The 26,532-nt window shown below is 53.0% G+C and carries 22 protein-coding genes and 1 pseudogene; 18 read left to right on the top strand and 5 right to left on the bottom strand.

Annotated elements, in window-relative coordinates; genetic code table 11:
• Positions 1-56: 56 nt before the first annotated feature.
• Together ilvD and ilvA are read left to right on the top strand one after the other, a co-directional pair.
• The gene (gene ilvD, locus ACU8XX_RS24225) at positions 57-1,907 is read left to right on the top strand and encodes a dihydroxy-acid dehydratase (RefSeq protein ID WP_001127419.1); all 1,851 of its coding nucleotides are present in this window, start codon (positions 57-59) and stop codon (positions 1,905-1,907) included.
• Between the two features lie 2 nt (positions 1,908-1,909).
• On the top strand, positions 1,910-3,454 hold the full coding sequence (gene ilvA / locus ACU8XX_RS24220) for a threonine ammonia-lyase, biosynthetic (RefSeq protein ID WP_001338652.1): 1,545 nt from the start codon (positions 1,910-1,912) through the stop codon (positions 3,452-3,454).
• Positions 3,455-3,505: 51 nt separating this feature from the next.
• Here ilvA and ilvY read toward each other — a convergent pair whose 3' ends face one another.
• Entirely contained in the window at positions 3,506-4,399 is an 894-nt protein-coding gene (ilvY, locus tag ACU8XX_RS24215) for an HTH-type transcriptional activator IlvY (protein WP_000365791.1), read from the bottom strand.
• Between the two features lie 149 nt (positions 4,400-4,548).
• Here ilvY and ilvC point away from each other — a divergent pair, with 149 nt between their 5' ends.
• On the top strand, positions 4,549-6,024 hold the full coding sequence (gene ilvC / locus ACU8XX_RS24210) for a ketol-acid reductoisomerase (protein ID WP_000024939.1): 1,476 nt from the start codon (positions 4,549-4,551) through the stop codon (positions 6,022-6,024).
• A gap of 86 nt (positions 6,025-6,110) precedes the next feature.
• Here ilvC and ppiC read toward each other — a convergent pair whose 3' ends face one another.
• A complete protein-coding gene (gene ppiC / locus ACU8XX_RS24205; RefSeq protein WP_001140251.1) occupies positions 6,111-6,392 on the bottom strand; it encodes a peptidylprolyl isomerase PpiC in 282 nt (93 codons plus the stop codon).
• A 198-nt stretch (positions 6,393-6,590) separates the two neighbouring features.
• Positions 6,591-7,039 (bottom strand): annotated as a pseudogene (locus ACU8XX_RS24200) (type II toxin-antitoxin system PemK/MazF family toxin).
• Between the two features lie 216 nt (positions 7,040-7,255).
• On the opposite strand from ACU8XX_RS24200, the gene rep reads away from it, so the two are divergent.
• Positions 7,256-9,277, top strand: a complete 2,022-nt coding sequence (gene rep / locus ACU8XX_RS24195; protein WP_001238890.1) for a DNA helicase Rep — start codon at positions 7,256-7,258, stop codon at positions 9,275-9,277.
• A 46-nt stretch (positions 9,278-9,323) separates the two neighbouring features.
• Here the strand turns inward: rep and gppA are convergent, their stop codons facing one another.
• Both gppA and rhlB read right to left on the bottom strand, forming a co-directional pair.
• On the bottom strand, positions 9,324-10,808 hold the full coding sequence (gene gppA / locus ACU8XX_RS24190; protein WP_000535976.1) for a guanosine-5'-triphosphate,3'-diphosphate diphosphatase: 1,485 nt from the start codon (positions 10,806-10,808) through the stop codon (positions 9,324-9,326).
• Between the two features lie 133 nt (positions 10,809-10,941).
• On the bottom strand, positions 10,942-12,207 hold the full coding sequence (rhlB, locus tag ACU8XX_RS24185) for an ATP-dependent RNA helicase RhlB (protein ID WP_000047499.1): 1,266 nt from the start codon (positions 12,205-12,207) through the stop codon (positions 10,942-10,944).
• Positions 12,208-12,337: 130 nt separating this feature from the next.
• Here rhlB and trxA point away from each other — a divergent pair, with 130 nt between their 5' ends.
• The 14 genes from trxA to wzyE all read left to right on the top strand — a co-directional run bounded on the left by trxA (position 12,338) and on the right by wzyE (position 26,530).
• Positions 12,338-12,667 carry a thioredoxin TrxA gene (trxA, locus tag ACU8XX_RS24180; RefSeq protein ID WP_001280776.1) on the top strand — a complete coding sequence of 110 codons (330 nt, stop codon included), beginning with the start codon at positions 12,338-12,340 and terminating at the stop codon, positions 12,665-12,667.
• Between the two features lie 140 nt (positions 12,668-12,807).
• Complete coding sequence (rhoL, locus tag ACU8XX_RS24175; RefSeq protein ID WP_001295255.1) at positions 12,808-12,909, top strand: rho operon leader peptide RhoL; 102 nt, start codon at positions 12,808-12,810, stop codon at positions 12,907-12,909.
• Positions 12,910-12,993: 84 nt separating this feature from the next.
• On the top strand, positions 12,994-14,253 hold the full coding sequence (gene rho / locus ACU8XX_RS24170; RefSeq protein WP_001054527.1) for a transcription termination factor Rho: 1,260 nt from the start codon (positions 12,994-12,996) through the stop codon (positions 14,251-14,253).
• A 239-nt stretch (positions 14,254-14,492) separates the two neighbouring features.
• Positions 14,493-15,596, top strand: a complete 1,104-nt coding sequence (gene wecA / locus ACU8XX_RS24165) for a UDP-N-acetylglucosamine--undecaprenyl-phosphate N-acetylglucosaminephosphotransferase (protein WP_001050960.1) — start codon at positions 14,493-14,495, stop codon at positions 15,594-15,596.
• An 11-nt stretch (positions 15,597-15,607) separates the two neighbouring features.
• Positions 15,608-16,654, top strand: coding sequence for an ECA polysaccharide chain length modulation protein (gene wzzE, locus ACU8XX_RS24160; RefSeq protein WP_001295256.1), 1,047 nt, complete (start codon positions 15,608-15,610; stop codon positions 16,652-16,654).
• A gap of 55 nt (positions 16,655-16,709) precedes the next feature.
• Entirely contained in the window at positions 16,710-17,840 is a 1,131-nt protein-coding gene (gene wecB / locus ACU8XX_RS24155) for a non-hydrolyzing UDP-N-acetylglucosamine 2-epimerase (protein ID WP_016241727.1), read from the top strand.
• The gene (gene wecC, locus ACU8XX_RS24150; RefSeq protein WP_000006621.1) at positions 17,837-19,099 is read left to right on the top strand and encodes a UDP-N-acetyl-D-mannosamine dehydrogenase; all 1,263 of its coding nucleotides are present in this window, start codon (positions 17,837-17,839) and stop codon (positions 19,097-19,099) included. Before wecB ends, wecC begins: the two co-directional genes overlap by 4 nt.
• Positions 19,099-20,166 carry a dTDP-glucose 4,6-dehydratase gene (rffG, locus tag ACU8XX_RS24145; protein ID WP_001226588.1) on the top strand — a complete coding sequence of 356 codons (1,068 nt, stop codon included), beginning with the start codon at positions 19,099-19,101 and terminating at the stop codon, positions 20,164-20,166. Before wecC ends, rffG begins: the two co-directional genes overlap by 1 nt.
• Positions 20,167-20,184: 18 nt before the next feature.
• A complete protein-coding gene (gene rfbA, locus ACU8XX_RS24140; RefSeq protein ID WP_000676056.1) occupies positions 20,185-21,066 on the top strand; it encodes a glucose-1-phosphate thymidylyltransferase RfbA in 882 nt (293 codons plus the stop codon).
• The gene (gene rffC, locus ACU8XX_RS24135; RefSeq protein WP_097466615.1) at positions 21,044-21,718 is read left to right on the top strand and encodes a dTDP-4-amino-4,6-dideoxy-D-galactose acyltransferase; all 675 of its coding nucleotides are present in this window, start codon (positions 21,044-21,046) and stop codon (positions 21,716-21,718) included. Before rfbA ends, rffC begins: the two co-directional genes overlap by 23 nt.
• A gap of 4 nt (positions 21,719-21,722) precedes the next feature.
• On the top strand, positions 21,723-22,853 hold the full coding sequence (gene rffA, locus ACU8XX_RS24130; protein WP_000612043.1) for a dTDP-4-amino-4,6-dideoxygalactose transaminase: 1,131 nt from the start codon (positions 21,723-21,725) through the stop codon (positions 22,851-22,853).
• A 1-nt stretch (position 22,854) separates the two neighbouring features.
• Positions 22,855-24,105: a lipid III flippase WzxE gene (wzxE, locus tag ACU8XX_RS24125; RefSeq protein ID WP_028132315.1), complete on the top strand. Its 1,251-nt coding sequence runs from the start codon at positions 22,855-22,857 to the stop codon at positions 24,103-24,105.
• On the top strand, positions 24,102-25,181 hold the full coding sequence (gene rffT, locus ACU8XX_RS24120; RefSeq protein WP_112034072.1) for a TDP-N-acetylfucosamine:lipid II N-acetylfucosaminyltransferase: 1,080 nt from the start codon (positions 24,102-24,104) through the stop codon (positions 25,179-25,181). Before wzxE ends, rffT begins: the two co-directional genes overlap by 4 nt.
• Positions 25,178-26,530 carry an ECA oligosaccharide polymerase gene (gene wzyE / locus ACU8XX_RS24115; RefSeq protein ID WP_000055132.1) on the top strand — a complete coding sequence of 451 codons (1,353 nt, stop codon included), beginning with the start codon at positions 25,178-25,180 and terminating at the stop codon, positions 26,528-26,530. The genes rffT and wzyE overlap by 4 nt, the downstream gene beginning before the upstream one ends.
• Positions 26,531-26,532: the final 2 nt, after the last annotated feature.

Here is a 26,532-nt window from a genome sequence, read left to right as displayed (position 1 = left end):
AATGGGACGGCACGCACCGTCCCATTTACGAGACAGACACTGGGAGTAAATAAAGCATGCCTAAGTATCGTTCCGCTACCACCACCCATGGCCGTAATATGGCGGGGGCCCGCGCACTGTGGCGCGCCACCGGGATGACCGACGCCGATTTCGGTAAGCCGATTATCGCGGTTGTGAACTCGTTCACCCAATTTGTACCGGGTCACGTCCATCTGCGCGATCTCGGTAAACTGGTCGCCGAACAAATTGAAGCGGCTGGCGGCGTTGCCAAAGAGTTCAACACCATTGCGGTGGATGATGGGATTGCCATGGGCCACGGGGGGATGCTTTATTCACTGCCATCTCGCGAACTGATCGCTGATTCCGTTGAGTATATGGTCAACGCCCACTGCGCCGATGCCATGGTCTGTATCTCCAACTGCGACAAAATCACCCCTGGGATGTTGATGGCTTCCCTGCGATTAAATATTCCGGTGATCTTTGTTTCCGGCGGCCCGATGGAAGCCGGGAAAACCAAGCTGTCCGATCGGATAATCAAGCTCGATCTGGTTGATGCGATGATCCAGGGCGCAGACCCGAAAGTCTCTGACTCCCAGAGCGATCAGGTTGAACGTTCCGCCTGCCCAACCTGCGGTTCCTGCTCCGGGATGTTTACCGCTAACTCAATGAACTGCCTGACCGAAGCGCTGGGTTTGTCGCAGCCAGGCAACGGCTCGCTGCTGGCAACCCACGCGGACCGTAAGCAGCTGTTCCTTAATGCTGGTAAACGCATTGTTGAATTGACCAAACGTTATTACGAGCAAAACGACGAAAGTGCACTGCCGCGTAATATCGCCAGTAAGGCGGCGTTTGAAAACGCCATGACGCTGGATATCGCGATGGGTGGATCGACTAACACCGTACTTCACCTGCTGGCGGCGGCGCAGGAAGCGGAAATCGACTTCACCATGAGTGATATCGATAAGCTCTCCCGCAAGGTTCCGCAGCTGTGTAAAGTTGCGCCGAGCACCCAGAAATACCATATGGAAGATGTTCATCGTGCTGGTGGTGTTATCGGTATTCTCGGCGAACTGGATCGTGCGGGGTTACTGAACCGTGATGTGAAAAACGTACTTGGCCTGACGTTGCCGCAAACGCTGGAACAATACGACGTTATGCTGACCCAGGATGACGCGGTAAAAAATATGTTCCGCGCAGGCCCGGCGGGCATTCGGACTACACAGGCATTCTCGCAGGATTGCCGTTGGGATTCTCTCGATGACGATCGCGCAAACGGCTGTATCCGCTCGCTGGAACACGCCTACAGCAAAGACGGCGGCCTGGCGGTGCTCTACGGTAATTTCGCAGAAAACGGCTGCATCGTTAAAACCGCGGGCGTCGATGACAGCATCCTCAAATTCACCGGCCCGGCGAAAGTGTACGAAAGCCAGGACGACGCGGTAGAAGCGATTCTCGGCGGTAAAGTTGTCGCCGGAGATGTGGTAGTAATTCGCTATGAAGGCCCGAAAGGCGGTCCGGGGATGCAGGAAATGCTCTACCCAACCAGCTTCCTGAAATCAATGGGGCTCGGTAAAGCCTGTGCGCTGATCACCGACGGTCGTTTCTCTGGCGGCACCTCTGGCCTTTCTATCGGGCACGTCTCACCGGAAGCGGCAAGCGGCGGCAGCATTGGCCTGATTGAAGACGGCGATCTTATCGCTATCGACATTCCGAACCGTGGTATTCAGTTACAGGTAAGCGATGCCGAACTGGCGGCGCGTCGTGAAGCGCAGGAAGCCCGGGGTGACAAAGCCTGGACGCCGAAAAACCGTGAACGTCAGGTTTCCTTTGCGCTGCGTGCCTACGCCAGCCTGGCGACCAGCGCCGACAAAGGTGCGGTGCGCGATAAATCGAAACTGGGGGGTTAATGATGGCTGACTCGCAACCCCTGTCCGGCACCCCGGAAGGTGCCGAATATTTAAGAGCGGTGCTACGCGCGCCGGTCTATGAAGCGGCGCAGGTTACGCCGCTACAGAAAATGGAAAAACTGTCGTCGCGTCTTGATAACGTGATTCTGGTGAAGCGCGAAGATCGCCAGCCGGTGCACAGCTTTAAGCTGCGCGGTGCATACGCCATGATGGCGGGCCTGACGGAAGAACAAAAAGCGCACGGCGTGATCACCGCTTCTGCGGGTAACCACGCGCAGGGCGTCGCGTTTTCTTCCGCACGGTTAGGCGTGAAGGCACTGATCGTCATGCCAACCGCCACCGCCGATATCAAAGTTGATGCGGTGCGCGGCTTCGGCGGCGAAGTGCTGCTCCACGGTGCGAACTTTGATGAAGCGAAAGCCAAAGCGATCGAACTGTCACAGCAGCAGGGGTTCACCTGGGTGCCGCCGTTCGACCATCCGATGGTGATTGCCGGGCAAGGCACGCTGGCGCTGGAACTGCTCCAGCAGGACGCCCATCTCGACCGCGTATTTGTGCCAGTCGGCGGCGGCGGTCTGGCTGCTGGCGTGGCGGTGCTGATCAAACAACTGATGCCGCAAATCAAAGTGATCGCCGTAGAAGCGGAAGACTCCGCCTGCCTGAAAGCAGCGCTGGATGCGGGTCATCCGGTTGATCTGCCGCGCGTAGGGCTATTTGCTGAAGGCGTAGCGGTAAAACGCATCGGTGACGAAACCTTCCGTTTATGCCAGGAGTATCTCGACGACATCATCACCGTCGATAGCGATGCGATCTGTGCGGCGATGAAGGATTTATTCGAAGATGTGCGCGCGGTGGCGGAACCCTCTGGCGCGCTGGCGCTGGCGGGAATGAAAAAATATATCGCCCTGCACAACATTCGCGGCGAACGGCTGGCGCATATTCTTTCCGGTGCCAACGTGAACTTCCACGGCCTGCGCTACGTCTCAGAACGCTGCGAACTGGGCGAACAGCGTGAAGCGTTGTTGGCGGTGACCATTCCGGAAGAAAAAGGCAGCTTCCTCAAATTCTGCCAACTGCTTGGCGGGCGTTCGGTCACCGAGTTCAACTACCGTTTTGCCGATGCCAAAAACGCCTGCATCTTTGTCGGTGTGCGCCTGAGCCGCGGCCTCGAAGAGCGCAAAGAAATTTTGCAGATGCTCAACGACGGCGGCTACAGCGTGGTTGATCTCTCCGACGACGAAATGGCGAAGCTACACGTGCGCTATATGGTCGGCGGACGTCCATCGCATCCGTTGCAGGAACGCCTCTACAGCTTCGAATTCCCGGAATCACCGGGCGCGCTGCTGCGCTTCCTCAACACGCTGGGTACGTACTGGAACATTTCTTTGTTCCACTATCGCAGCCATGGCACCGACTACGGGCGCGTACTGGCGGCGTTCGAACTTGGCGACCATGAACCGGATTTCGAAACCCGGCTGAATGAGCTGGGCTACGATTGCCACGACGAAACCAATAACCCGGCGTTCAGGTTCTTTTTGGCGGGTTAGGGAAAAATGCCTGATAGCGCTTCGCTTATCAGGCCTACCCGCGCGACAACGTCATTTGTGGTTCGGCAAAATCTTCCAGAATGCCTCAATTAGCGGCTCATGTAGCCGCTTTTTCTGCGCACACACGCCCAGCTCAAACGGCGTTTTCTCATCGCTGCGCTCTAAAATCATCACGCGGTTACGCACCGGTTCGGGGCTGTTTTCCAGCACCACTTCCGGCAACAATGCCACGCCACAGCCGAGTGCCACCATCGATACCATCGCTTCATGCCCGCCAACCGTGGCGTAAATCATCGGGTTACTGATTTTATTGCGTCGAAACCACAGTTCAATGCGGCGGCGTACCGGCCCCTGATCGGCCATAATAAACGGCACCGTTGACCAGTCCGGCTTCTCTACCGACACCTGATTACGCACCGGGCAGGGCAGCGCGGGGGCAATCAACACTACTGCCAGATTCTCCAGCATCGAAAACGCCACTGCGCCGGGCAAGGTTTCCGGTTTACCCGCAATCGCCAGATCCGCTTCACCAGTGACCACCTTTTCCATCGCATCTGCCGCATCACCAGTAGTAAGTTTAATCTCCACCGATGGGTGTTCCGCGCGGAAGCGATCCAGAATCGGCGGCAGATGGCTGTAGGCAGCGGTCACCGAGCAGAAGATATGTAATTCGCCAGAGAGCGACGGCCCTTGCTGATCGATGGTGTGGCGCAACTGCTGATACTGCAACAGCGTTTGCTGGGCGAAAACGCGCAGCTCTTCGCCCGCTTCAGTCAGCGTCACCGTGCGGTTATCGCGCACAAACAGCGGCTGACCGAGATCTTCTTCCAGGCGCTGAATCTGCCGTGAGAGCGTGGATGGGCTAACGTGCATCGCCCGCGCGCTGCGGCCAAAATGGCGGCTTTCCGCCAGATGCAGGAAGGTTTTCAGATCGCGTAAATCCACAGGGACAGCCCTCGATGTTGACGTTGCAAAAATTGCAATGTGACGTTGTGAATATATCAATTTCCGCAATAAATTTCCTGTCATATAGTGAATTCAATCTCGCAAACGCGAACCGAACAATAAGAAGCACAACATCACGAGGAATCACCATGGCTAACTACTTCAATACACTGAATCTGCGCCAGCAGCTGGCACAGCTGGGCAAATGTCGCTTTATGGGCCGCGATGAATTCGCCGATGGCGCGAGCTACCTTCAGGGTAAAAAAGTAGTCATCGTCGGCTGTGGCGCACAGGGTCTGAACCAGGGCCTGAACATGCGTGATTCTGGTCTCGATATCTCCTACGCTCTGCGTAAAGAAGCGATTGCCGAGAAGCGCGCGTCCTGGCGTAAAGCGACCGAAAATGGTTTTAAAGTGGGTACTTACGAAGAACTGATCCCACAGGCGGATCTGGTGATTAACCTGACGCCGGACAAGCAGCACTCTGATGTAGTGCGCACCGTACAGCCACTGATGAAAGACGGCGCGGCGCTGGGCTACTCGCACGGTTTCAACATCGTCGAAGTGGGCGAGCAGATCCGTAAAGATATCACCGTAGTGATGGTTGCGCCGAAATGCCCAGGCACCGAAGTGCGTGAAGAGTACAAACGTGGGTTCGGCGTACCGACGCTGATTGCCGTTCACCCGGAAAACGATCCGAAAGGCGAAGGCATGGCGATTGCCAAAGCCTGGGCGGCTGCAACCGGTGGTCACCGTGCGGGTGTGCTGGAATCGTCCTTCGTTGCGGAAGTGAAATCTGACCTGATGGGCGAGCAAACCATCCTGTGCGGTATGTTGCAGGCTGGCTCTCTGCTGTGCTTCGACAAGCTGGTGGAAGAAGGTACCGATCCAGCATACGCAGAAAAACTGATTCAGTTCGGTTGGGAAACCATCACCGAAGCACTGAAACAGGGCGGCATCACCCTGATGATGGACCGTCTCTCTAACCCGGCGAAACTGCGTGCTTATGCGCTTTCTGAACAGCTGAAAGAGATCATGGCACCCCTGTTCCAGAAACATATGGACGACATCATCTCCGGCGAATTCTCTTCCGGTATGATGGCGGACTGGGCCAACGATGATAAGAAACTGCTGACCTGGCGTGAAGAGACCGGCAAAACCGCGTTTGAAACCGCGCCGCAGTATGAAGGCAAAATCGGCGAGCAGGAGTACTTCGATAAAGGCGTACTGATGATCGCGATGGTGAAAGCGGGCGTTGAACTGGCGTTCGAAACCATGGTCGATTCCGGCATCATTGAAGAGTCTGCATATTATGAATCACTGCACGAGCTGCCGCTGATTGCCAACACCATCGCCCGTAAGCGTCTGTACGAAATGAACGTGGTTATCTCTGATACCGCTGAGTACGGTAACTATCTGTTCTCTTACGCTTGTGTGCCGTTGCTGAAACCGTTTATGGCAGAGCTGCAACCGGGCGACCTAGGTAAAGCTATTCCGGAAGGCGCGGTAGATAACGGGCAACTGCGTGATGTGAACGAAGCGATTCGCAGCCATGCGATTGAGCAGGTAGGTAAGAAACTGCGCGGCTATATGACAGATATGAAACGTATTGCTGTTGCGGGTTAAGTGCGCGCTGATGCCCTCACCCCGACCCTCTCCCACAGGGAGAGGGAGAAAACACTCAAGGCCTTCTCCTGGAGAAGGCCTTGCTATTAGTTGCGGTACAGCACCTTAATGATGTGATATCCGAACTGGGTGTGCAGCGGGCCGGTCGGCTCCAGTACCGGACAAGAGAAAACCACTTTATCGAACGCCGGAACCATCTGACCCTGGCGGAATTCACCTAAATCACCGCCGCGTTTGCCTGATGGGCAAATGGAGTGTTTCTTCGCCAGCTTGCCGAAATCGGCCCCGTTCTTAATCTGCTCGAGAAGATCCAGAGCCAGTTTCTCTTCTTTTACAAGGATATGCAGTGCTGCTGCTGTTTTTGCCATGATCGTGCCTTGAGTGAATAATTGTCAGGCGGCGATTTTAGCATGATCCGCAGATGCTAACGTAATTGTCAGTCAGGGAGTGGCTGGTACATATATGGCAAAAGCCCGGAAAATCCGGGCTTCGCAGGTCCCTCAAGGGGAGAAAACTTAGGGCCTCTATGGGCTACAAAGTCATTATCGGGGATGGTTATTTTATTGTCAATTTATGAGCGATATGGCATTGATTGACTTGATGACCGCCCTCTGTATGTCTGCAACCAACTCATGTGGCAAACATTGATTAAGATACCCTCTGTAAGTCCTTGCTCTGTTTAATCTGTTTCGACTGACTTGTTGTACCAGGTCGGCTTTGGCCCAACGAATCTGCTGATCAAAGAATTGCAGGTCATTGATAACATTACTGGCTATTTCAACATGCATTCCACGTTTTAACTTGTCTGGTCGCGAGTGGTTGATAATGGAACGACGATGCATGCGTTGCCATTAATTTTTCCGTTGAGCACGACAACTAACCGGTTTTTTATCATTTCAGGAGGAATGCGGCCATCGTAATACGTCGTGCTGAACGGTCCATTTTGGCTAACAGGATAGTTACCAAAGTTGCATTCCAGTATTTCACCAACCTTAGGGCTGAAATTAATCGCCACGAGTAAACCTCTCCTTAGTAAACTCTGAAAAAGTAATAACACAACGTTACGACCCGATATTTTCTAAGTCTAATGGATTCACGATGAACTCCGATTTCGGTCTTCTCTCTCTGATTTAAACATCCGCAGCCAACCGGTTAGCGGCTTACACGCGGTCACATTCAAATGCGATTCTGCTACAATCCTCCCCCCGTTCGAAGATTGAGCAATACACCTATGCGTCTAAACCCCGGCCAACAACAAGCTGTCGAATTCGTTACCGGCCCCTGCCTGGTGCTGGCGGGCGCGGGTTCCGGTAAAACTCGTGTTATCACCAATAAAATCGCCCATCTGATCCGCGGTTGCGGTTATCAGGCGCGGCACATTGCGGCGGTGACCTTTACTAATAAAGCAGCGCGCGAGATGAAAGAGCGTGTAGGGCAGACGCTGGGGCGCAAAGAGGCGCGTGGGCTGATGATCTCCACTTTCCATACGTTGGGGCTGGATATCATCAAACGCGAGTATGCGGCGCTTGGGATGAAGGCGAACTTTTCGCTGTTTGACGATACCGATCAGCTGGCGTTGCTCAAAGAGTTGACCGAAGGGCTGATTGAAGATGACAAAGTTCTCCTGCAACAGTTGATTTCGACCATCTCTAACTGGAAGAACGATCTCAAAACACCGTCCCAGGCGGCAGCCAGTGCGATTGGCGAGCGGGACCGTATTTTTGCCCATTGTTATGGGCTGTATGATGCACACCTGAAAGCCTGTAACGTTCTCGACTTCGATGATCTGATTTTATTGCCGACGTTGCTGCTGCAACGCAATGAAGAAGTCCGCGAGCGCTGGCAGAACAAAATTCGCTACCTGCTGGTGGATGAGTATCAGGACACCAACACCAGCCAGTATGAACTGGTGAAACTGCTGGTGGGCAGCCGCGCGCGCTTTACCGTGGTGGGCGATGACGACCAGTCGATCTACTCCTGGCGCGGTGCACGTCCACAAAACCTGGTGCTGCTGAGTCAGGATTTTCCGGCGCTGAAGGTGATTAAGCTTGAGCAGAACTACCGCTCTTCCGGACGTATTTTGAAAGCGGCGAACATCCTGATCGCCAATAATCCGCACGTCTTTGAAAAGCGTCTGTTCTCCGAACTGGGTTACGGCACAGAGCTAAAAGTTTTAAGCGCGAATAACGAGGAACATGAAGCCGAGCGCGTTACTGGCGAGCTGATCGCCCATCACTTCGTCAATAAAACGCAGTACAAAGATTACGCCATTCTTTATCGCGGTAACCATCAGTCGCGGGTGTTTGAAAAATTCCTGATGCAAAACCGCATCCCGTACAAAATTTCTGGTGGTACGTCGTTTTTCTCTCGTCCTGAAATCAAGGACTTGCTGGCTTATCTGCGCGTGCTGACTAACCCGGACGATGACAGCGCATTTCTGCGTATCGTTAACACGCCGAAGCGAGAGATTGGCCCGGCTACGCTGAAAAAGCTGGGTGAGTGGGCGATGACGCGCAATAAAAGCATGTTTACCGCCAGCTTTGATATGGGCCTGAGTCAGACGCTTAGCGGACGTGGTTATGAAGCATTGACCCGCTTCACTCACTGGTTGGCAGAAATTCAGCGTCTGGCGGAGCGGGAGCCGATTGCCGCGGTGCGCGATCTGATCCACGGCATGGATTATGAATCCTGGCTGTACGAAACATCGCCCAGCCCGAAAGCTGCCGAAATGCGCATGAAGAACGTCAACCAACTGTTTAGCTGGATGACGGAGATGCTGGAAGGCAGCGAACTGGATGAGCCGATGACGCTCACCCAGGTGGTGACGCGCTTTACTTTGCGCGACATGATGGAGCGTGGTGAGAGTGAAGAAGAGCTGGATCAGGTGCAACTGATGACTCTGCACGCGTCAAAAGGGCTGGAGTTTCCTTATGTCTACATGGTCGGTATGGAAGAAGGGTTTTTGCCGCACCAGAGCAGCATCGATGAAGATAATATCGATGAGGAGCGGCGGCTGGCCTATGTCGGCATTACCCGCGCCCAGAAGGAATTGACCTTTACGCTGTGTAAAGAACGCCGTCAGTACGGCGAGCTGGTGCGCCCGGAGCCGAGCCGCTTTTTGCTGGAGCTGCCGCAGGATGATCTGATTTGGGAACAGGAGCGCAAAGTGGTCAGCGCCGAAGAACGGATGCAGAAAGGGCAAAGCCATCTGGCGAATCTGAAAGCGATGATGGCGGCAAAACGAGGGAAATAATCAAGGCCGGAGAAGATGCGTCAGCATCGCATCCGGCACTTACTCATTAATGCACTTCTAGCGACCAGTGGACATAGCTCTGCCACTGGCTTTCCTGAGCAATAATCTCTTTACCCAGCGGATGTTGGGTTAGCCAACCTTGCGGAAGCGTCAAGGTCAACAGTTCATGGTTAGCCTGTAATGTCATCTCTGGCACGAGATCGTCACGGCGACGGCTGGCAAAAATGATGGCCAGGCGGAGTAAACGGCAGAGTTGTTCTGCGACGCGCGGCGGTACGGCATTTTGCTGATGCAGCGATGAGAGATCGACCGGATTAGTCTGGTTGAGCAGTAGCGTCGCCAGCAATTTTTTCTGTGCGGGGGTAAAACCGGGAAGATCCAGATTACGCACCAGATAAGCAGCGTGTTGCGGCGCTTGTTTGAAGTCAACGCTCAGGCCGATTTCATGAAGCTGACAGGCGCTGATGAGCAAATCGCGGCTTATTGCTTCAAGATGCCATTCCTTTTCCACCTGATCGAAGAAGTTAGCCGCAACTTTGGCTACGCGCTGCGCCTGATCAATATCGATCATAAAGCGGCGCTGAATATTACGCAGCGTACGGCTGCGAATATCCTGCTCGACGGTAAGATGCAACATACCGTAGACCAGACCTTCACGCAGCGCACCGCCCGCCAGGGTCATACACTGAATATTCAGTTCGGTAAAAATGGCAATCAGGATCGCCAGACCACTCGGGAACACTAACGCACGTTCCAGCGTCAGCCCGTCAATCTCCAGTTCCTCCAGCCGACCGCAATGAATGGCTCGCTGTTTCAATTGCTGCAACTTTTCCAGGGTAATGCGTTCATCCATCCCCTGTGCCATCATGATTTCCTGTAACGCCTGCACGGTGCCGGAAGCACCAACGCACACTTTCCAGCCGTGATACCGTAATTCATCGGCAACCGGACGTAACACTTCGCGTGCCGCTTTTTCTGCAGCATCAAAATTTTCCTGCCCCAGATTACGATCGGCAAAATAGCGTTCCAGCCAGGTAACGCAGCCCATCGACAGGCTGAACAACGAGGTGGTTTGTGCACCCGTGCCGGTTACCAGTTCAGTACTGGCACCGCCTATATCCACCACCAGGCGCTGATCGGCACCGCCAGTTGTGTGAGCAACGCCCTGATAAATCAGACGTGCTTCCTCTTCACCGCTGATCACCTGTACCGGACAACCGAGGATTTCCTGCGCTTTGGCAATAAAATCACCCGCATTGACGGCAAGACGTAATGTCGCCGTAGCGACAACGCGAATTTGCGAGGGAGGGATATCTTGCAGACGTTCAGCAAACAGGCGCAGACATTGCCAACCGCGCTCCATTGCTTCATTAGACAGGGCATTTTCGCTATTCAGGCCAGCAGCCAGACGCACTTTGCGTTTTATTCGCGTCAGCGTCTGGATGCTTCCAGCCACCTCGCGCACAACCAGCATATGAAAACTATTCGAACCGAGATCAATGGCTGCATACAGCGACGAGGTGGAACCCATACTCTTCATCCTTCAATCTGTCTCTGTGTTGGCTGCATTCTTTCACCTGAATCACTTACTACAGTATGCTCATCGGGATTCATTCTCTTGCCATCTTGATACAGTTTGAATGATTTTGAGTATGACATTTTATTTAACCTGAACGACGACGATTACGCGGAGCGCCAGTACGACGCGGACCATTGCCTGTACGTGGGCGCGTGAGGCGCAGCGGTTTTGGCAGATCGGTCATCAATGCGTCCGGATTGTATTTGCTTACCGGAATTGAGTGACCAATATAGGTCTCAATAGCAGGCAAATTCAATGCATACTCTTCACACGCCAGGCTGATAGAGTGACCGCTTGCGCCTGCGCGACCTGTACGACCAATACGGTGAACGTAATCTTCACAGTCATCGGGTAAATCGTAGTTAAAGACGTGCGTCACTGCCGGAATATGCAAACCACGCGCGGCAACGTCGGTGGCAACCAGAATATCCAGATCGCCACGGGTAAATTCATCAAGAATACGCAGACGTTTTTTCTGCGCGACATCGCCTGTCAACAAACCGACACGATGACCATCTGCCGCCAGGTGGCCCCAGATCTCTTCACAACGGTGTTTGGTATTGGCGAAAATAATCGCTCTGTCTGGCCACTCTTCTTCGATCAGCGTTTGCAGCAAACGCATTTTTTCTTCGTTAGAAGGGTAGAAAAGCTCTTCTTTAATACGGTGGCCCGTTTTCTGTTCCGGTTCCACTTCAATATATTCGGCATTGTTCATCTGCTCAAACGCCAGTTCACGTACCCGGTACGAAAGCGTGGCAGAGAACAGCATGTTGAGGCGCTGGTTTGCAGGCGGCATACGGCGGAACAGCCAGCGGATATCTTTAATAAAGCCCAGATCGTACATGCGATCGGCTTCGTCCAGTACCACCACCTGAATGGCACCGAGGTTAATGTGGTTCTGCTTGGCGTAGTCAATTAAACGCCCCGTGGTGCCAATCAGAATGTCAACGCCGCTTTCCAGCACTTTCAGCTGTTTGTCGTAGCCATCACCACCGTAAGCCAGACCCAGCTTCAGGCCAGTAGCTTCCGCCAGCGGTTCTGCGTCGGCATGGATCTGCACGGCAAGTTCACGCGTCGGTGCCATAATTAAGGCACGCGGCTGATTCACCTTGCGATCGGCAATCGCAGGATGAGAGAGAAGATAATGAAACGTTGACGTAAGAAACGCCATCGTTTTCCCGGTACCGGTTTGCGCCTGCCCGGCTACGTCACGACCCGCCAGCGTCAGCGGAAGGGCCAGTGCCTGAATGGGCGTACAGTTATGAAACCCTTTTTTTTCAAGGGCTTCTACAACCTTCGGATGCAGGGCGAAGTCGGAAAACTTCTGTTCTGTTAAATGTGTTTTGCTCATAGTGTGGTAGAATATCAGCTTACTATTGCTTTACGAAAGCGTATCCGGTGAAATAAAGTCAACCTTTAGTTGGTTAATGTTACACCAACAACGAAACCAACACGCCAGGCTTATTCCTGTGGAGTTATATATGAGCGATAAAATTATTCACCTGACTGACGACAGTTTTGACACGGATGTACTCAAAGCGGACGGGGCGATCCTCGTCGATTTCTGGGCAGAGTGGTGCGGTCCGTGCAAAATGATCGCCCCGATTCTGGATGAAATCGCTGACGAATATCAGGGCAAACTGACCGTTGCAAAACTGAACATCGATCAAAACCCTGGCACTGCGCCGAAATATGGCATCCGTGGTATCCCGACTCTGCTGCTGTTCAAAAACGGTGAAGTGGCGGCAACCAAAGTGGGTGCACTGTCTAAAGGTCAGTTGAAAGAGTTCCTCGACGCTAACCTGGCGTAAGGGAATTTCATGTTCGGGTGCCCCGTCGCTAAAAACTGGACGCCCGGCGTGAGTCATGCTAACTTAGTGTTGACTTCGTATTAAACATACCTTATTAAGTTTGAATCTTGTAATTTCCAACGCTTCCCGTTTTATCTTAAATGCGAAGTGAACAGATTTCTGGCTCGTCACTCAATCCGTCTTGTCGTTTCAGTTCTGCGTACTCTCCTGTGACCAGGCAGCGAAAAGACATGAGTCGATGACCGTAAACAGGCATGGATGATCCTGCCATACCATTCACAACATTAAGTTCGAGATTTACCCCAAGTTTAAGAACTCACACCACTATGAATCTTACCGAATTAAAGAATACGCCGGTTTCTGAGCTGATCACTCTCGGCGAAAATATGGGGCTGGAAAACCTGGCTCGTATGCGTAAGCAGGACATTATTTTTGCCATCCTGAAGCAGCACGCAAAGAGTGGCGAAGATATCTTTGGTGATGGCGTACTGGAGATATTGCAGGATGGATTTGGTTTCCTCCGTTCCGCAGACAGCTCCTACCTCGCCGGTCCTGATGACATCTACGTTTCCCCTAGCCAAATCCGCCGTTTCAACCTCCGCACTGGTGATACCATCTCTGGTAAGATTCGCCCGCCGAAAGAAGGTGAACGCTATTTTGCGCTGCTGAAAGTTAACGAAGTTAACTTCGACAAACCTGAAAACGCCCGCAACAAAATCCTCTTTGAGAACTTAACCCCGCTGCACGCAAACTCTCGTCTGCGTATGGAACGTGGTAACGGTTCTACGGAAGATTTAACCGCTCGCGTACTGGATCTAGCATCACCTATCGGTCGTGGTCAGCGTGGTCTGATTGTGGCACCGCCGAAAGCCGGTAAAACTATGCTGCTGCAGAACATTGCTCAGAGCATTGCTTACAACCACCCGGATTGTGTGCTGATGGTTCTGCTGATCGACGAACGTCCGGAAGAAGTAACCGAGATGCAGCGTCTGGTAAAAGGTGAAGTTGTTGCTTCTACCTTTGACGAACCCGCATCTCGCCACGTTCAGGTTGCGGAAATGGTGATCGAGAAGGCCAAACGCCTGGTTGAGCACAAGAAAGACGTTATCATTCTGCTCGACTCCATCACTCGTCTGGCGCGCGCTTACAACACTGTTGTTCCGGCGTCAGGTAAAGTGTTGACCGGTGGTGTGGACGCCAATGCCCTTCATCGTCCGAAACGCTTCTTCGGTGCGGCGCGTAACGTGGAAGAGGGCGGCAGCCTGACCATTATCGCGACGGCGCTTATCGATACCGGTTCTAAAATGGACGAAGTTATTTACGAAGAGTTTAAAGGTACAGGCAACATGGAACTGCACCTCTCTCGTAAGATCGCTGAAAAACGCGTCTTCCCGGCTATCGACTACAACCGTTCCGGTACCCGTAAAGAAGAGCTGCTCACGACTCAGGAAGAACTGCAGAAAATGTGGATCCTGCGCAAAATCATTCACCCGATGGGCGAAATCGATGCAATGGAATTCCTCATTAATAAACTGGCCATGACCAAGACCAATGACGATTTCTTCGAAATGATGAAACGCTCATAAATTTGTCTTATGCCAAAAACGCCACGTGTTTACGTGGCGTTTTGCTTTTATATCTGTAATCTTAATGCCGCGCTGGCGATGTTAGGAAAATTCCTGGAATTTGCTGGCGTGTTATGCAATTTGCATATCAAATGGTTAATTTTTGCACAGGACTGGTGGGTTCGGAACGGACTTTCCCTTCTGAATAAAGGTCTTCGTGGTTATACTTCTGCTAATAATTTTCTCTGAGAGCATGCATTGTGAATTTACTGACAGTGAGTACTGATCTCATCAGTATTTTTTTATTCACGACACTGTTTCTGTTTTTTGCCCGTAAGGTGGCAAAAAAAGTCGGTTTAGTGGATAAACCAAACTTCCGCAAACGTCACCAGGGATTGATACCTCTCGTTGGGGGGATTTCGGTTTACGCAGGGATTTGCTTCACGTTCGGAATTGTCGATTACTATATTCCGCATGCATCTCTCTATCTCGCTTGTGCCGGTGTGCTTGTTTTCATTGGCGCGCTGGATGACCGTTTTGATATCAGCGTAAAAATCCGTGCCACCATACAGGCCGCTGTTGGCATTGTTATGATGGTGTTCGGCAAGCTTTATCTCAGTAGCCTGGGTTATATCTTTGGCTCCTGGGAGATGGTGCTCGGACCGTTTGGTTACTTCCTGACGCTATTTGCCGTCTGGGCGGCCATTAATGCGTTCAACATGGTTGATGGCATTGATGGCTTGCTGGGCGGGTTGTCCTGCGTCTCGTTTGCAGCAATCGGTATGATTTTGTGGTTCGACGGGCAAACCAGCCTCGCAATCTGGTGCTTTGCGATGATCGCCGCCATCCTGCCATACATCATGCTTAACCTTGGTATCCTGGGTCGCCGCTACAAAGTCTTTATGGGTGATGCGGGCAGTACGCTGATTGGTTTTACCGTTATCTGGATCCTGCTCGAAACGACCCAGGGCAAAACCCATCCCATCAGCCCGGTTACCGCTTTGTGGATAATCGCCATTCCGCTAATGGATATGGTGGCGATTATGTACCGTCGCCTGCGTAAAGGCATGAGCCCATTCTCTCCTGACCGTCAGCATATTCACCATTTGATCATGCGTGCCGGGTTTACTTCCCGTCAGGCGTTTGTGCTGATTACCCTTGCCGCAGCACTGCTCGCTTCCATTGGCGTGCTGGCAGAATATTCTCATTTTGTCCCGGAGTGGGTCATGCTGGTGCTCTTTTTGCTAGCATTCTTCCTCTATGGATATTGCATTAAGCGTGCCTGGAAAGTTGCTCGCTTTATTAAGCGCGTAAAACGCAGACTGCGTAGAAATCGTGGTGGCAGCCCCAATTTAACCAAATAAATGAGGATGTGATGACACAACCAATGCCTGGGAAACCGGCCGAAGACGCTGAAAATGAACTGGATATTCGTGGGTTGTTTCGTACCTTGTGGGCTGGGAAGCTATGGATTATTGGCATGGGGCTGGCGTTTGCGTTAATCGCGCTGGCGTATACGTTTTTTGCTCGTCAGGAGTGGAGCTCGACGGCGATTACCGATCGTCCAACGGTGAATATGCTGGGGGGATATTACTCGCAGCAGCAATTTTTGCGTAACCTGGATGTCCGTTCAAACATGGCTTCTGCCGACCAACCATCGGTCATGGACGAAGCCTATAAAGAGTTTGTTATGCAACTGGCCTCGTGGGATACCCGCAGAGAGTTCTGGCTGCAAACCGACTATTACAAACAGCGGATGGTGGGCAACAGCAAAGCCGATGCGGCGTTGCTGGATGAAATGATTAACAACATCCAGTTTATCCCCGGAGACTTTACCCGCGCGGTCAATGACAGCGTGAAGCTTATTGCCGAAACCGCGCCTGACGCTAATAACCTGTTACGTCAGTATGTTGCTTTTGCCAGCCAGCGTGCAGCCAGCCATCTGAATGATGAGCTGAAAGGCGCATGGGCGGCGCGTACCATCCAGATGAAAGCTCAGGTGAAGCGTCAGGAAGAGGTGGCGAAAGCCATCTACGACCGCCGGATGAACAGCATTGAGCAGGCGCTGAAAATTGCTGAGCAGCATAATATTTCGCGCAGTGCGACAGATGTACCTGCCGAGGAATTACCTGATTCAGAAATGTTCCTGCTTGGGCGTCCAATGCTTCAGGCTCGACTGGAAAATTTACAGGCCGTCGGTCCGGCCTTTGATCTCGACTATGATCAGAATCGGGCCATGTTAAACACCCTGAATGTTGGTCCAACCCTGGATCCGCGTTTTCAGACCTATCGCTATTTGCGTACGCCGGAAGAACCGGTAAAACGCGATAGCCCACGTCGTGCCTTCCTGATGATTATGTGGGGCATTGTCGGGGGGCTGATCGGGGCTGGTGTCGCATTAACCCGCCGTTGCTCGAAATAGCAACACTGCTGCGGTGAGCGCAAAGGCGCTCGCCGCTTATTCGAAGAGAATCGATGTGAAAGTACTGACTGTATTTGGTACGCGCCCGGAAGCCATCAAGATGGCGCCGTTGGTGCATGCGTTGGCAAAAGATCCTTTTTTTGAGGCTAAAGTTTGCGTCACTGCGCAGCATCGGGAGATGCTCGATCAGGTGCTGAAACTCTTTTCCATTGTACCTGACTACGATCTCAACATAATGCAGCCAGGACAGGGCCTGACAGAGATAACCTGTCGGATTCTGGAAGGGCTAAAACCTATTCTTGCCGAGTTCAAACCAGACGTCGTGCTGGTTCACGGCGATACGACGACGACGCTGGCAACCAGCCTGGCGGCGTTTTATCAGCGTATTCCTGTTGGTCACGTTGAGGCTGGTCTGCGCACGGGCGATCTCTATTCGCCGTGGCCGGAAGAGGCTAACCGTACATTGACCGGGCATCTGGCGATGTATCACTTCTCTCCAACCGAAACTTCCCGGCAAAACTTGCTGCGTGAAAACGTTGCGGATAGCCGAATCTTCATTACCGGTAATACAGTCATTGATGCACTGTTATGGGTGCGTGACCAGGTGATGAGCAGCGACACGCTGCGTTCAGAACTGGCGGCAAATTACCCGTTTATCGACCCCGATAAAAAGATGATTCTGGTGACCGGTCACAGGCGTGAGAGTTTCGGTCGTGGCTTTGAAGAAATCTGCCACGCGCTGGCAGACATCGCCACCACGCACCAGGACATCCAGATTGTCTATCCGGTGCATCTCAACCCGAACGTCAGAGAGCCGGTCAATCGCATTCTGGGGCATGTGAAAAATGTCATTCTGATCGATCCCCAGGAGTATTTACCGTTTGTCTGGCTGATGAACCACGCCTGGCTGATTTTGACCGACTCAGGCGGCATTCAGGAAGAAGCGCCTTCGCTGGGGAAACCTGTGCTGGTGATGCGCGATACCACTGAGCGTCCGGAAGCGGTGACGGCGGGTACGGTGCGTCTGATAGGCACGGATAAGCAGCGAATTGTCGAGGAAGTGACGCGTCTTTTAAAAGACGAAAACGAATATCAAGCTATGAGCCGCGCCCATAACCCGTATGGTGATGGTCAGGCATGCTCTCGCATTCTGGAAGCGTTAAAAAATAATCGGATATCACTATGAGTTTTGCGACCATTTCTGTTATCGGACTGGGTTATATCGGGCTGCCAACGGCAGCAGCGTTTGCCTCACGGCAAAAACAGGTAATTGGTGTCGATATCAACCAACATGCGGTTGATACCATCAATCGTGGCGAAATCCATATCGTCGAACCTGATTTGGCGAGTGTAGTAAAAACTGCCGTAGAAGGCGGTTTTTTACGAGCGAGCACGACGCCAGTTGAAGCGGATGCCTGGCTGATTGCTGTACCCACGCCGTTTAAGGGCGATCATGAGCCAGATATGACCTACGTTGAATCGGCTGCTCGCTCCATTGCGCCAGTGCTGAAAAAAGGCGCGCTGGTGATCCTTGAATCCACCTCGCCGGTGGGGTCAACCGAGAAGATGGCAGAATGGTTAGCAGAGATGCGTCCGGATCTCACTTTCCCGCAGCAGGTGGGCGAGCAGGCGGACGTCAACATTGCTTACTGCCCGGAACGCGTGTTACCAGGACAGGTAATGGTCGAGCTGATTAAAAACGATCGCGTGATTGGTGGTATGACGCCGGTTTGTTCGGCCCGCGCCAGCGAACTGTACAAAATTTTCCTCGAAGGTGAGTGTGTCGTCACTAACTCGCGGACGGCGGAAATGTGTAAGCTCACCGAAAACAGCTTCCGCGATGTGAATATCGCTTTTGCTAATGAATTGTCGCTGATTTGTGCCGATCAGGGGATTAACGTCTGGGAACTGATTCGCCTGGCGAATCGTCACCCTCGCGTTAATATTCTTCAGCCTGGCCCTGGCGTGGGCGGTCACTGCATTGCTGTTGATCCGTGGTTTATCGTGGCACAGAACCCCCAGCAGGCGCGGCTTATCCGTACCGCGCGCGAAGTTAACGATCACAAACCGTTCTGGGTTATCGATCAGGTGAAAGCGGCGGTTGCCGACTGCCTTGCTGCTACCGATAAACGCGCCAGTGAACTGAAAATCGCCTGCTTTGGTCTGGCGTTTAAACCGAATATTGATGACCTGCGCGAAAGCCCGGCGATGGAAATCGCTGAACTGATCGCCCAGTGGCACAGCGGCGAAACGCTGGTTGTTGAGCCTAACATCCACCAGTTGCCGAAAAAACTGACCGGGCTTTGTACTCTGGCGCAGCTTGACGAGGCGCTGGCAACGGCAGACGTGCTGGTGATGCTGGTCGATCATAGTCAGTTCAAAGTTATCAATGGCGACAATGTCCATCAGCAGTATGTCGTCGATGCCAAAGGAGTCTGGCGCTGATGAGAAAAATTCTGATAACAGGTGGTGCCGGGTTTATTGGCTCGGCGCTGGTGCGTTATATCATCAACGAAACGAGCGATGCGGTGGTAGTGGTCGATAAGCTGACCTACGCCGGAAACCTGATGTCGCTGGCACCGGTCGCGCAAAGCGAGCACTTTGCCTTTGAGAAAGTTGATATCTGCGATCGGGCAGAACTGGCACGCGTATTCACTGAGCATCAGCCAGACTGTGTCATGCATCTGGCAGCCGAAAGCCATGTTGACCGTTCTATTGACGGCCCGGCAGCGTTTATTGAAACCAACATTGTCGGGACTTATACATTGCTTGAAGCGGCGCGGGCTTACTGGAATACGCTGACGGAAGATAAAAAATCAGCGTTCCGTTTTCATCATATCTCCACCGACGAAGTATATGGTGACCTGCACTCGACGGATGATTTCTTCACCGAAACCACGCCGTATGCGCCGAGCAGCCCTTATTCCGCGTCAAAAGCCAGCAGCGACCATCTGGTGCGCGCCTGGCTGCGGACCTACGGTCTGCCGACGCTGATCACCAACTGCTCGAATAACTACGGTCCTTACCACTTTCCGGAAAAACTGATCCCGCTGATGATCCTCAACGCGCTGGCGGGTAAACCGCTGCCGGTATATGGCAACGGGCAGCAAATCCGTGACTGGCTGTATGTGGAAGATCACGCCCGCGCGCTGTATTGCGTGGCGACCACCGGGAAAGTCGGTGAAACCTATAATATTGGTGGTCACAACGAGCGTAAGAATCTCGATGTTGTGGAAACCATTTGCGAGCTGCTGGAAGAACTGGCTCCGAACAAGCCGCACGGCGTGGTGCACTATCGTGACTTGATCACCTTTGTCGCTGACCGTCCGGGGCATGATCTGCGTTATGCCATTGATGCTTCGAAAATTGCCCGTGAACTTGGTTGGCTGCCACAGGAAACCTTTGAAAGTGGAATGCGTAAAACGGTGCAGTGGTATCTGGCTAATGAAAGCTGGTGGAAGCAGGTGCAGGACGGCAGCTATCAGGGCGAGCGTTTAGGTCTGAAAGGCTAATTTTCAGCGGAGGCAAACATGAAAGGTATTATCCTGGCGGGCGGTTCCGGCACCCGATTGCATCCGATTACGCGCGGCGTATCGAAGCAACTGTTGCCGATTTACGATAAGCCAATGATTTACTATCCGCTGTCGGTGCTGATGCTGGCCGGTATCCGCGAAATTCTCATCATCACTACGCCGGAAGATAAAGGTTATTTCCAGCGCCTGCTGGGCGATGGTAGTGAGTTCGGTATCCAGCTGGAATATGCCGAACAGCCCAGCCCGGACGGTCTGGCGCAGGCCTTTATCATCGGTGAAACCTTCCTTAATGGTGAACCTTCTTGTCTGGTGCTGGGCGATAACATCTTCTTCGGTCAGGGCTTCAGTCCGAAGCTGCGTCATGTTGCGGCGCGCACCGAAGGGGCGACGGTTTTTGGCTATCAGGTGATGGACCCGGAACGCTTTGGCGTGGTGGAGTTTGACGACAATTTCCGCGCTATCTCGCTGGAAGAAAAGCCAAAACAGCCGAAGTCAAACTGGGCGGTGACCGGGCTTTATTTCTACGACAGTAAAGTCGTGGAGTACGCAAAGCAGGTGAAGCCGTCGGAGCGTGGTGAACTGGAGATTACCTCCATCAACCAGATGTACCTCGAGGCGGGCAACCTGACCGTTGAACTGCTCGGGCGCGGATTTGCCTGGCTGGATACCGGCACTCACGACAGCCTGATTGAAGCCAGCACCTTTGTACAGACGGTGGAAAAACGCCAGGGCTTTAAGATTGCCTGCCTGGAAGAGATTGCCTGGCGTAACGGCTGGCTCGATGACGAGGGTGTGAAGCGTGCTGCCAGTTCATTAGCGAAAACTGGCTACGGCCAATATCTGCTGGAGTTACTTCGTGCCCGTCCGCGCCAGTATTGAGCCACTAACCTGGGAAAACGCCTTCTTTGGTGTTAACAGCGCCATCGTGCGCATTACGTCTGAAGCACCGCTCCTGACGCCAGACGCGTTAGCGCCGTGGTCACGGGTGCAGGCCAAAATTGCGGCATCAAATACGGGTGAACTGGATGCCCTGCAACAGCTGGGATTCTCCCTGGTAGAAGGTGAAGTTGATTTGGCGCTACCCGTGAACAATGCCAGTGATAGCGGTTCTGTAGTGGCACAAGAGACCGATATTCCCGCATTACGTCAGTTAGCCAGCGCCGCATTTGCGCAAAGCCGTTTTCGTGCGCCGTGGTATGCGCCTGACGCCAGCAGTCGCTTTTATGCACAGTGGATTGAAAATGCCGTGCGCGGCACCTTTGATCATCAATGTCTGATTTTACGTGCGGCGTCCGGCGATATTCGCGGCTATGTCTCTTTACGGGAACTCAATGCGACAGATGCGCGAATTGGCCTGCTGGCTGGACGCGGTGCAGGTGCTGAGCTGATGCAAACGGCGCTAAACTGGGCGTATGCTCGCGGTAAAACAACTTTGCGGGTGGCGACCCAAATGGGCAACACCGCCGCGCTTAAACGATACATACAAAGTGGTGCGAATGTAGAAAGCACCGCGTACTGGTTATACAGGTGATCACATGATTCCATTTAACGCACCGCCGGTGGTGGGAACCGAACTCGACTATATGCAGTCGGCAATGGGTAGCGGCAAACTGTGTGGCGATGGCGGTTTTACCCGTCGCTGCCAGCAGTGGCTGGAGCAACGTTTTGGCAGCGCCAAAGTGTTACTGACGCCGTCCTGCACCGCTTCGCTGGAGATGGCGGCGCTGCTGCTCGATATCCAGCCTGGCGATGAAGTGATCATGCCGAGCTACACCTTTGTCTCCACCGCCAATGCCTTTGTGCTGCGTGGCGCAAAAATCGTTTTTGTGGATGTTCGCCCGGACACCATGAACATCGACGAAACGCTGATTGAAGCGGCGATCACCGACAAAACGCGCGTTATCGTGCCGGTCCATTACGCGGGTGTGGCCTGCGAAATGGACACCATTATGGCGTTGGCGAAAAAGCATAATTTGTTTGTGGTAGAAGATGCCGCTCAGGGCGTGATGTCCACTTACAAAGGGCGTGCACTGGGAACCATTGGTCATATTGGCTGCTTTAGCTTCCATGAAACCAAAAACTACACGGCGGGCGGTGAAGGCGGCGCGACGCTGATTAACGATAAAGCGTTAATCGAACGAGCCGAGATCATCCGTGAAAAGGGCACTAACCGCAGCCAGTTCTTCCGTGGTCAGGTCGATAAATATACCTGGCGCGATATTGGCTCCAGCTATTTGATGTCCGATCTGCAAGCTGCATACCTGTGGGCGCAACTGGAAGCAGCGGATCGTATCAACCAGCAACGTCTGGCGCTGTGGCAAAACTACTACGATGCGTTAGCGCCTCTGGCGAAAGCCGGGCGTATCGAGCTGCCGTCGATTCCCGATGGCTGCGTGCAGAACGCGCATATGTTCTACATTAAACTGCGGGATATTGATGACCGGAGCGCGTTGATTAACTTTCTGAAAGAAGCGGAAATCATGGCGGTGTTTCATTACATTCCGCTGCACGGTTGCCCTGCGGGGGAACACTTTGGTGAGTTCCACGGTGAAGATCGCTACACCACCAAAGAGAGCGAGCGCCTGCTGCGCCTGCCGCTGTTCTACAACCTGTCGCCCGTCAATCAGCGTACGGTAATTGCGACTTTGTTGAACTACTTTTCCTGATATGTCGTTGGCAAAAGCGTCCTTGTGGACGGCGGCCAGTACACTGGTCAAGATTGGTGCCGGGTTACTGGTCGGTAAGTTGCTGGCGGTGTCATTTGGTCCGGCGGGGCTTGGGCTGGCGGCAAATTTCCGCCAGTTGATTACCGTGCTCGGCGTGCTTGCCGGGGCTGGCATCTTTAACGGTGTAACCAAATACGTTGCCCAGTACCATGATAATCCGCAACAGCTGCGCCGCGTGGTCGGCACTTCATCAGCGATGGTACTTGGTTTCTCTACGCTGATGGCGCTGGTTTTTGTGCTGGCAGCTGCGCCAATCAGCCAGGGATTGTTTGGTAATACCGACTATCAGGGGCTGGTGCGTTTAGTGGCGCTGGTGCAAATGGGGATCGCCTGGGGCAACCTGTTACTGGCGCTGATGAAAGGCTTTCGCGATGCCGCAGGTAATGCGTTATCGCTGATTGTCGGCAGCTTGATTGGCGTTCTCGCGTACTACGTCAGTTACCGTTTGGGCGGTTATGAAGGGGCGTTGCTGGGTCTGGCGCTGATTCCCGCGCTGGTGGTAATTCCTGCCGCCATCATGTTGATCAAACGTGGTGTCATCCCGTTAAGCTATCTGAAACCCAGCTGGGATAACGGTCTGGCAGGGCAGTTGAGCAAATTTACGCTCATGGCGTTGATTACGTCGGTGACCTTGCCTGTTGCTTACATCATGATGCGTAAACTGCTGGCGGCGCAGTATAGCTGGGATGAGGTGGGGATCTGGCAAGGGGTGAGCAGTATTTCCGATGCCTACCTGCAATTTATTACGGCATCGTTCAGCGTATATTTGCTGCCCACGTTGTCGCGGCTAACGGAAAAGCGCGATATCACCCGGGAAGTGGTTAAATCGCTGAAATTCGTCTTACCGGCAGTGGCGGCGGCGAGTTTTACCGTCTGGCTGCTGCGTGATTTTGCTATCTGGCTGCTGTTGTCGAATAAATTTACCGCTATGCGCGATCTCTTTGCCTGGCAGTTAGTGGGTGATGTGTTAAAAGTGGGCGCTTATGTCTTTGGTTATCTGGTGATCGCCAAAGCGTCACTGCGGTTTTATATTCTGGCGGAAGTCAGCCAGTTCACTTTATTGATGGTATTTGCCCACTGGCTAATCCCTGCGCATGGTGCACTGGGCGCGGCGCAGGCATATATGGCAACTTATATCGTCTATTTTTCTCTTTGTTGTGGCGTGTTTTTACTCTGGCATAGGCGGGCATGACTGTACTGATTCACGTACTGGGATCGGATATCCCTCACCATAACCGAACCGTTTTGCGGTTTTTCAATGACGCGCTGGCCGCGACGAGCGAGCACGCGCGCGAGTTTATGGTTGTTGGCAAGGACGACGGCTTAAGTGATAGCTGTCCGGCGCTTTCTGTGCAATTTTTCCCTGGGAAAAAATCGCTGGCGGAAGCGGTCATCGCGAAAGCAAAAGCTAACCGTCAGCAGCGTTTTTTCTTCCACGGTCAGTTCAATCCCACACTGTGGCTGGCTCTGCTGAGTGGTGGCATTAAGCCCAGCCAGTTTTTCTGGCATATCTGGGGGGCAGACCTGTATGAGCTTTCCAGTGGCTTGAGATATAAGCTTTTTTACCCACTACGTCGCCTGGCGCAAAAGCGAGTCGGCTGTGTATTTGCCACCCGCGGCGATTTGAGCTTTTTTGTCAAAACGCACCCAAAGGTGCGGGGCGAACTGCTGTACTTCCCGACGCGGATGGACCCTTCGCTCAATACGATGGCGAACGATCGGCAACGTGAAGGGAAAATGACCATTCTGGTGGGGAACTCCGGCGACCGCAGCAATGAGCATATTGCTGCCTTGCGCGCCGTTCATCAGCAATTTGGCGATACGGTAAAAGTGGTGGTGCCGATGGGATATCCGCCTAATAACGAAGCGTACATTGAGGAAGTTCGTCAGGCGGGGCTGGAGTTATTCAGCGAAGAGAATCTACAAATTCTGAGCGAAAAACTGGAATTTGACGCCTATCTGGCGCTACTTCGTCAGTGCGATCTTGGTTACTTTATTTTTGCCCGCCAGCAGGGCATTGGTACGCTGTGCTTACTGATTCAGGCGGGCATTCCTTGTGTGCTTAACCGGGAAAATCCGTTCTGGCAGGATATGACGGAACAACATTTGCCGGTGCTGTTTACTACCGACGATCTCAACGAGGATATTGTGCGTGAAGCGCAGCGCCAGTTGGCGTCGGTGGATAAAAACACCATTGCCTTCTTTAGCCCTAACTATCTACAAGGCTGGCAGCGGGCGTTGGCGATTGCCGCCGGGGAGGTCGCATGAGTCTGCTGCAATTCAGTGGCCTGTTTGTTGTCTGGCTGCTCTGCACGCTGTTTATTGCCACGCTGACCTGGTTTGAGTTTCGCCGTGTGCGCTTTAACTTCAATGTCTTCTTTTCATTGCTGTTTTTGCTCACCTTTTTCTTCGGCTTCCCGCTGACCAGCGTGCTGGTATTTCGCTTTGATGTTGGTGTCGCGCCGCCAGAAATCTTGTTGCAGGCGTTGCTTTCTGCGGGCTGCTTCTACGCGGTTTACTATGTCACCTACAAAACCCGCCTACGCAAACGCGTTGCTGATGTACCGCGCCGTCCGCTGTTTACCATGAACCGCGTGGAGACCAATCTTACGTGGGTGATCCTGATGGGCATCGCGCTGGTAAGCGTCGGCATCTTCTTCATGCACAACGGCTTTTTGCTGTTCCGGCTTAACTCCTACAGTCAGATCTTTTCCAGTGAAGTCTCCGGCGTGGCGTTAAAACGCTTCTTTTACTTTTTCATCCCGGCGATGCTGGTGGTCTACTTTCTGCGCCAGGACAGCAAAGCGTGGCTGTTTTTCCTCGTCAGCACGGTCGCTTTTGGCTTGCTGACTTATATGATTGTCGGCGGCACTCGCGCCAATATCATCATCGCATTCGCTATCTTCCTGTTTATTGGCATTATTCGCGGCTGGATTTCGTTGTGGATGCTGGCGGCGGCGGGCGTGCTGGGGATTGTTGGCATGTTCTGGCTGGCGTTAAAACGCTATGGAATGAATGTGAGCGGCGATGAAGCGTTCTATACGTTTCTCTATCTCACTCGCGACACCTTCTCGCCGTGGGAGAATCTGGCGTTGCTGTTGCAGAACTACGACAACATCGACTTCCAGGGCCTGGCTCCAATTGTCCGCGATTTCTATGTCTTTATCCCTTCCTGGCTGTGGCCGGGGCGCCCGAGTATGGTGCTGAACTCAGCCAACTACTTTACCTGGGAAGTGCTGAATAACCACTCCGGACTGGCGATCTCGCCTACGCTTATAGGCTCACTGGTGGTGATGGGCGGCGCGTTGTTCATCCCACTCGGGGCGATTGTGGTTGGACTGATCATCAAATGGTTCGACTGGCTGTATGAGCTGGGCAACCGCGAGACTAATCGCTATAAGGCTGCGATATTGCACAGTTTCTGCTTTGGGGCGATCTTCAATATGATCGTGCTGGCACGTGAAGGGCTGGATTCGTTTGTCTCACGCGTAGTCTTTTTTATCGTGGTCTTCGGCGCATGTCTGATGATCGCAAAACTGTTGTACTGGCTTTTTGAAAGCGCCGGACTCATTCATAAACGTACAAAATCATCGCTCCGGACGCAGGTTGAAGGATAACA

The organism is Escherichia sp. MAL-1, assembly GCF_052948035.1.
Note: the sequence above shows the minus strand (reverse complement) of the source record. Positions and strands in the feature narration are given on the sequence as shown.

Excerpts from the sequence above, each read along its gene's own strand:
- wecC (WP_000006621.1), top strand. The coding sequence starts at position 17,837 with ATGAGTTTTGCGACCATTTCTGTTATCGGACTGGGTTATATCGGGCTG.
- wzxE (WP_028132315.1), top strand. The coding sequence starts at position 22,855 with ATGTCGTTGGCAAAAGCGTCCTTGTGGACGGCGGCCAGTACACTGGTC.
- ilvC (WP_000024939.1), top strand. The coding sequence starts at position 4,549 with ATGGCTAACTACTTCAATACACTGAATCTGCGCCAGCAGCTGGCACAG.
- wzyE (WP_000055132.1), top strand. The coding sequence starts at position 25,178 with ATGAGTCTGCTGCAATTCAGTGGCCTGTTTGTTGTCTGGCTGCTCTGC.
- rhlB (WP_000047499.1), bottom strand. The coding sequence starts at position 12,207 with ATGAGCAAAACACATTTAACAGAACAGAAGTTTTCCGACTTCGCCCTG.
- gppA (WP_000535976.1), bottom strand. The coding sequence starts at position 10,808 with ATGGGTTCCACCTCGTCGCTGTATGCAGCCATTGATCTCGGTTCGAAT.
- rffT (WP_112034072.1), top strand. The coding sequence starts at position 24,102 with ATGACTGTACTGATTCACGTACTGGGATCGGATATCCCTCACCATAAC.
- trxA (WP_001280776.1), top strand. The coding sequence starts at position 12,338 with ATGAGCGATAAAATTATTCACCTGACTGACGACAGTTTTGACACGGAT.
- wzzE (WP_001295256.1), top strand. The coding sequence starts at position 15,608 with ATGACACAACCAATGCCTGGGAAACCGGCCGAAGACGCTGAAAATGAA.
- rffA (WP_000612043.1), top strand. The coding sequence starts at position 21,723 with ATGATTCCATTTAACGCACCGCCGGTGGTGGGAACCGAACTCGACTAT.
- rhoL (WP_001295255.1), top strand. The coding sequence starts at position 12,808 with ATGCGAAGTGAACAGATTTCTGGCTCGTCACTCAATCCGTCTTGTCGT.
- rfbA (WP_000676056.1), top strand. The coding sequence starts at position 20,185 with ATGAAAGGTATTATCCTGGCGGGCGGTTCCGGCACCCGATTGCATCCG.
- rep (WP_001238890.1), top strand. The coding sequence starts at position 7,256 with ATGCGTCTAAACCCCGGCCAACAACAAGCTGTCGAATTCGTTACCGGC.
- rffG (WP_001226588.1), top strand. The coding sequence starts at position 19,099 with ATGAGAAAAATTCTGATAACAGGTGGTGCCGGGTTTATTGGCTCGGCG.
- ppiC (WP_001140251.1), bottom strand. The coding sequence starts at position 6,392 with ATGGCAAAAACAGCAGCAGCACTGCATATCCTTGTAAAAGAAGAGAAA.
- rho (WP_001054527.1), top strand. The coding sequence starts at position 12,994 with ATGAATCTTACCGAATTAAAGAATACGCCGGTTTCTGAGCTGATCACT.
- ilvD (WP_001127419.1), top strand. The coding sequence starts at position 57 with ATGCCTAAGTATCGTTCCGCTACCACCACCCATGGCCGTAATATGGCG.
- ilvA (WP_001338652.1), top strand. The coding sequence starts at position 1,910 with ATGGCTGACTCGCAACCCCTGTCCGGCACCCCGGAAGGTGCCGAATAT.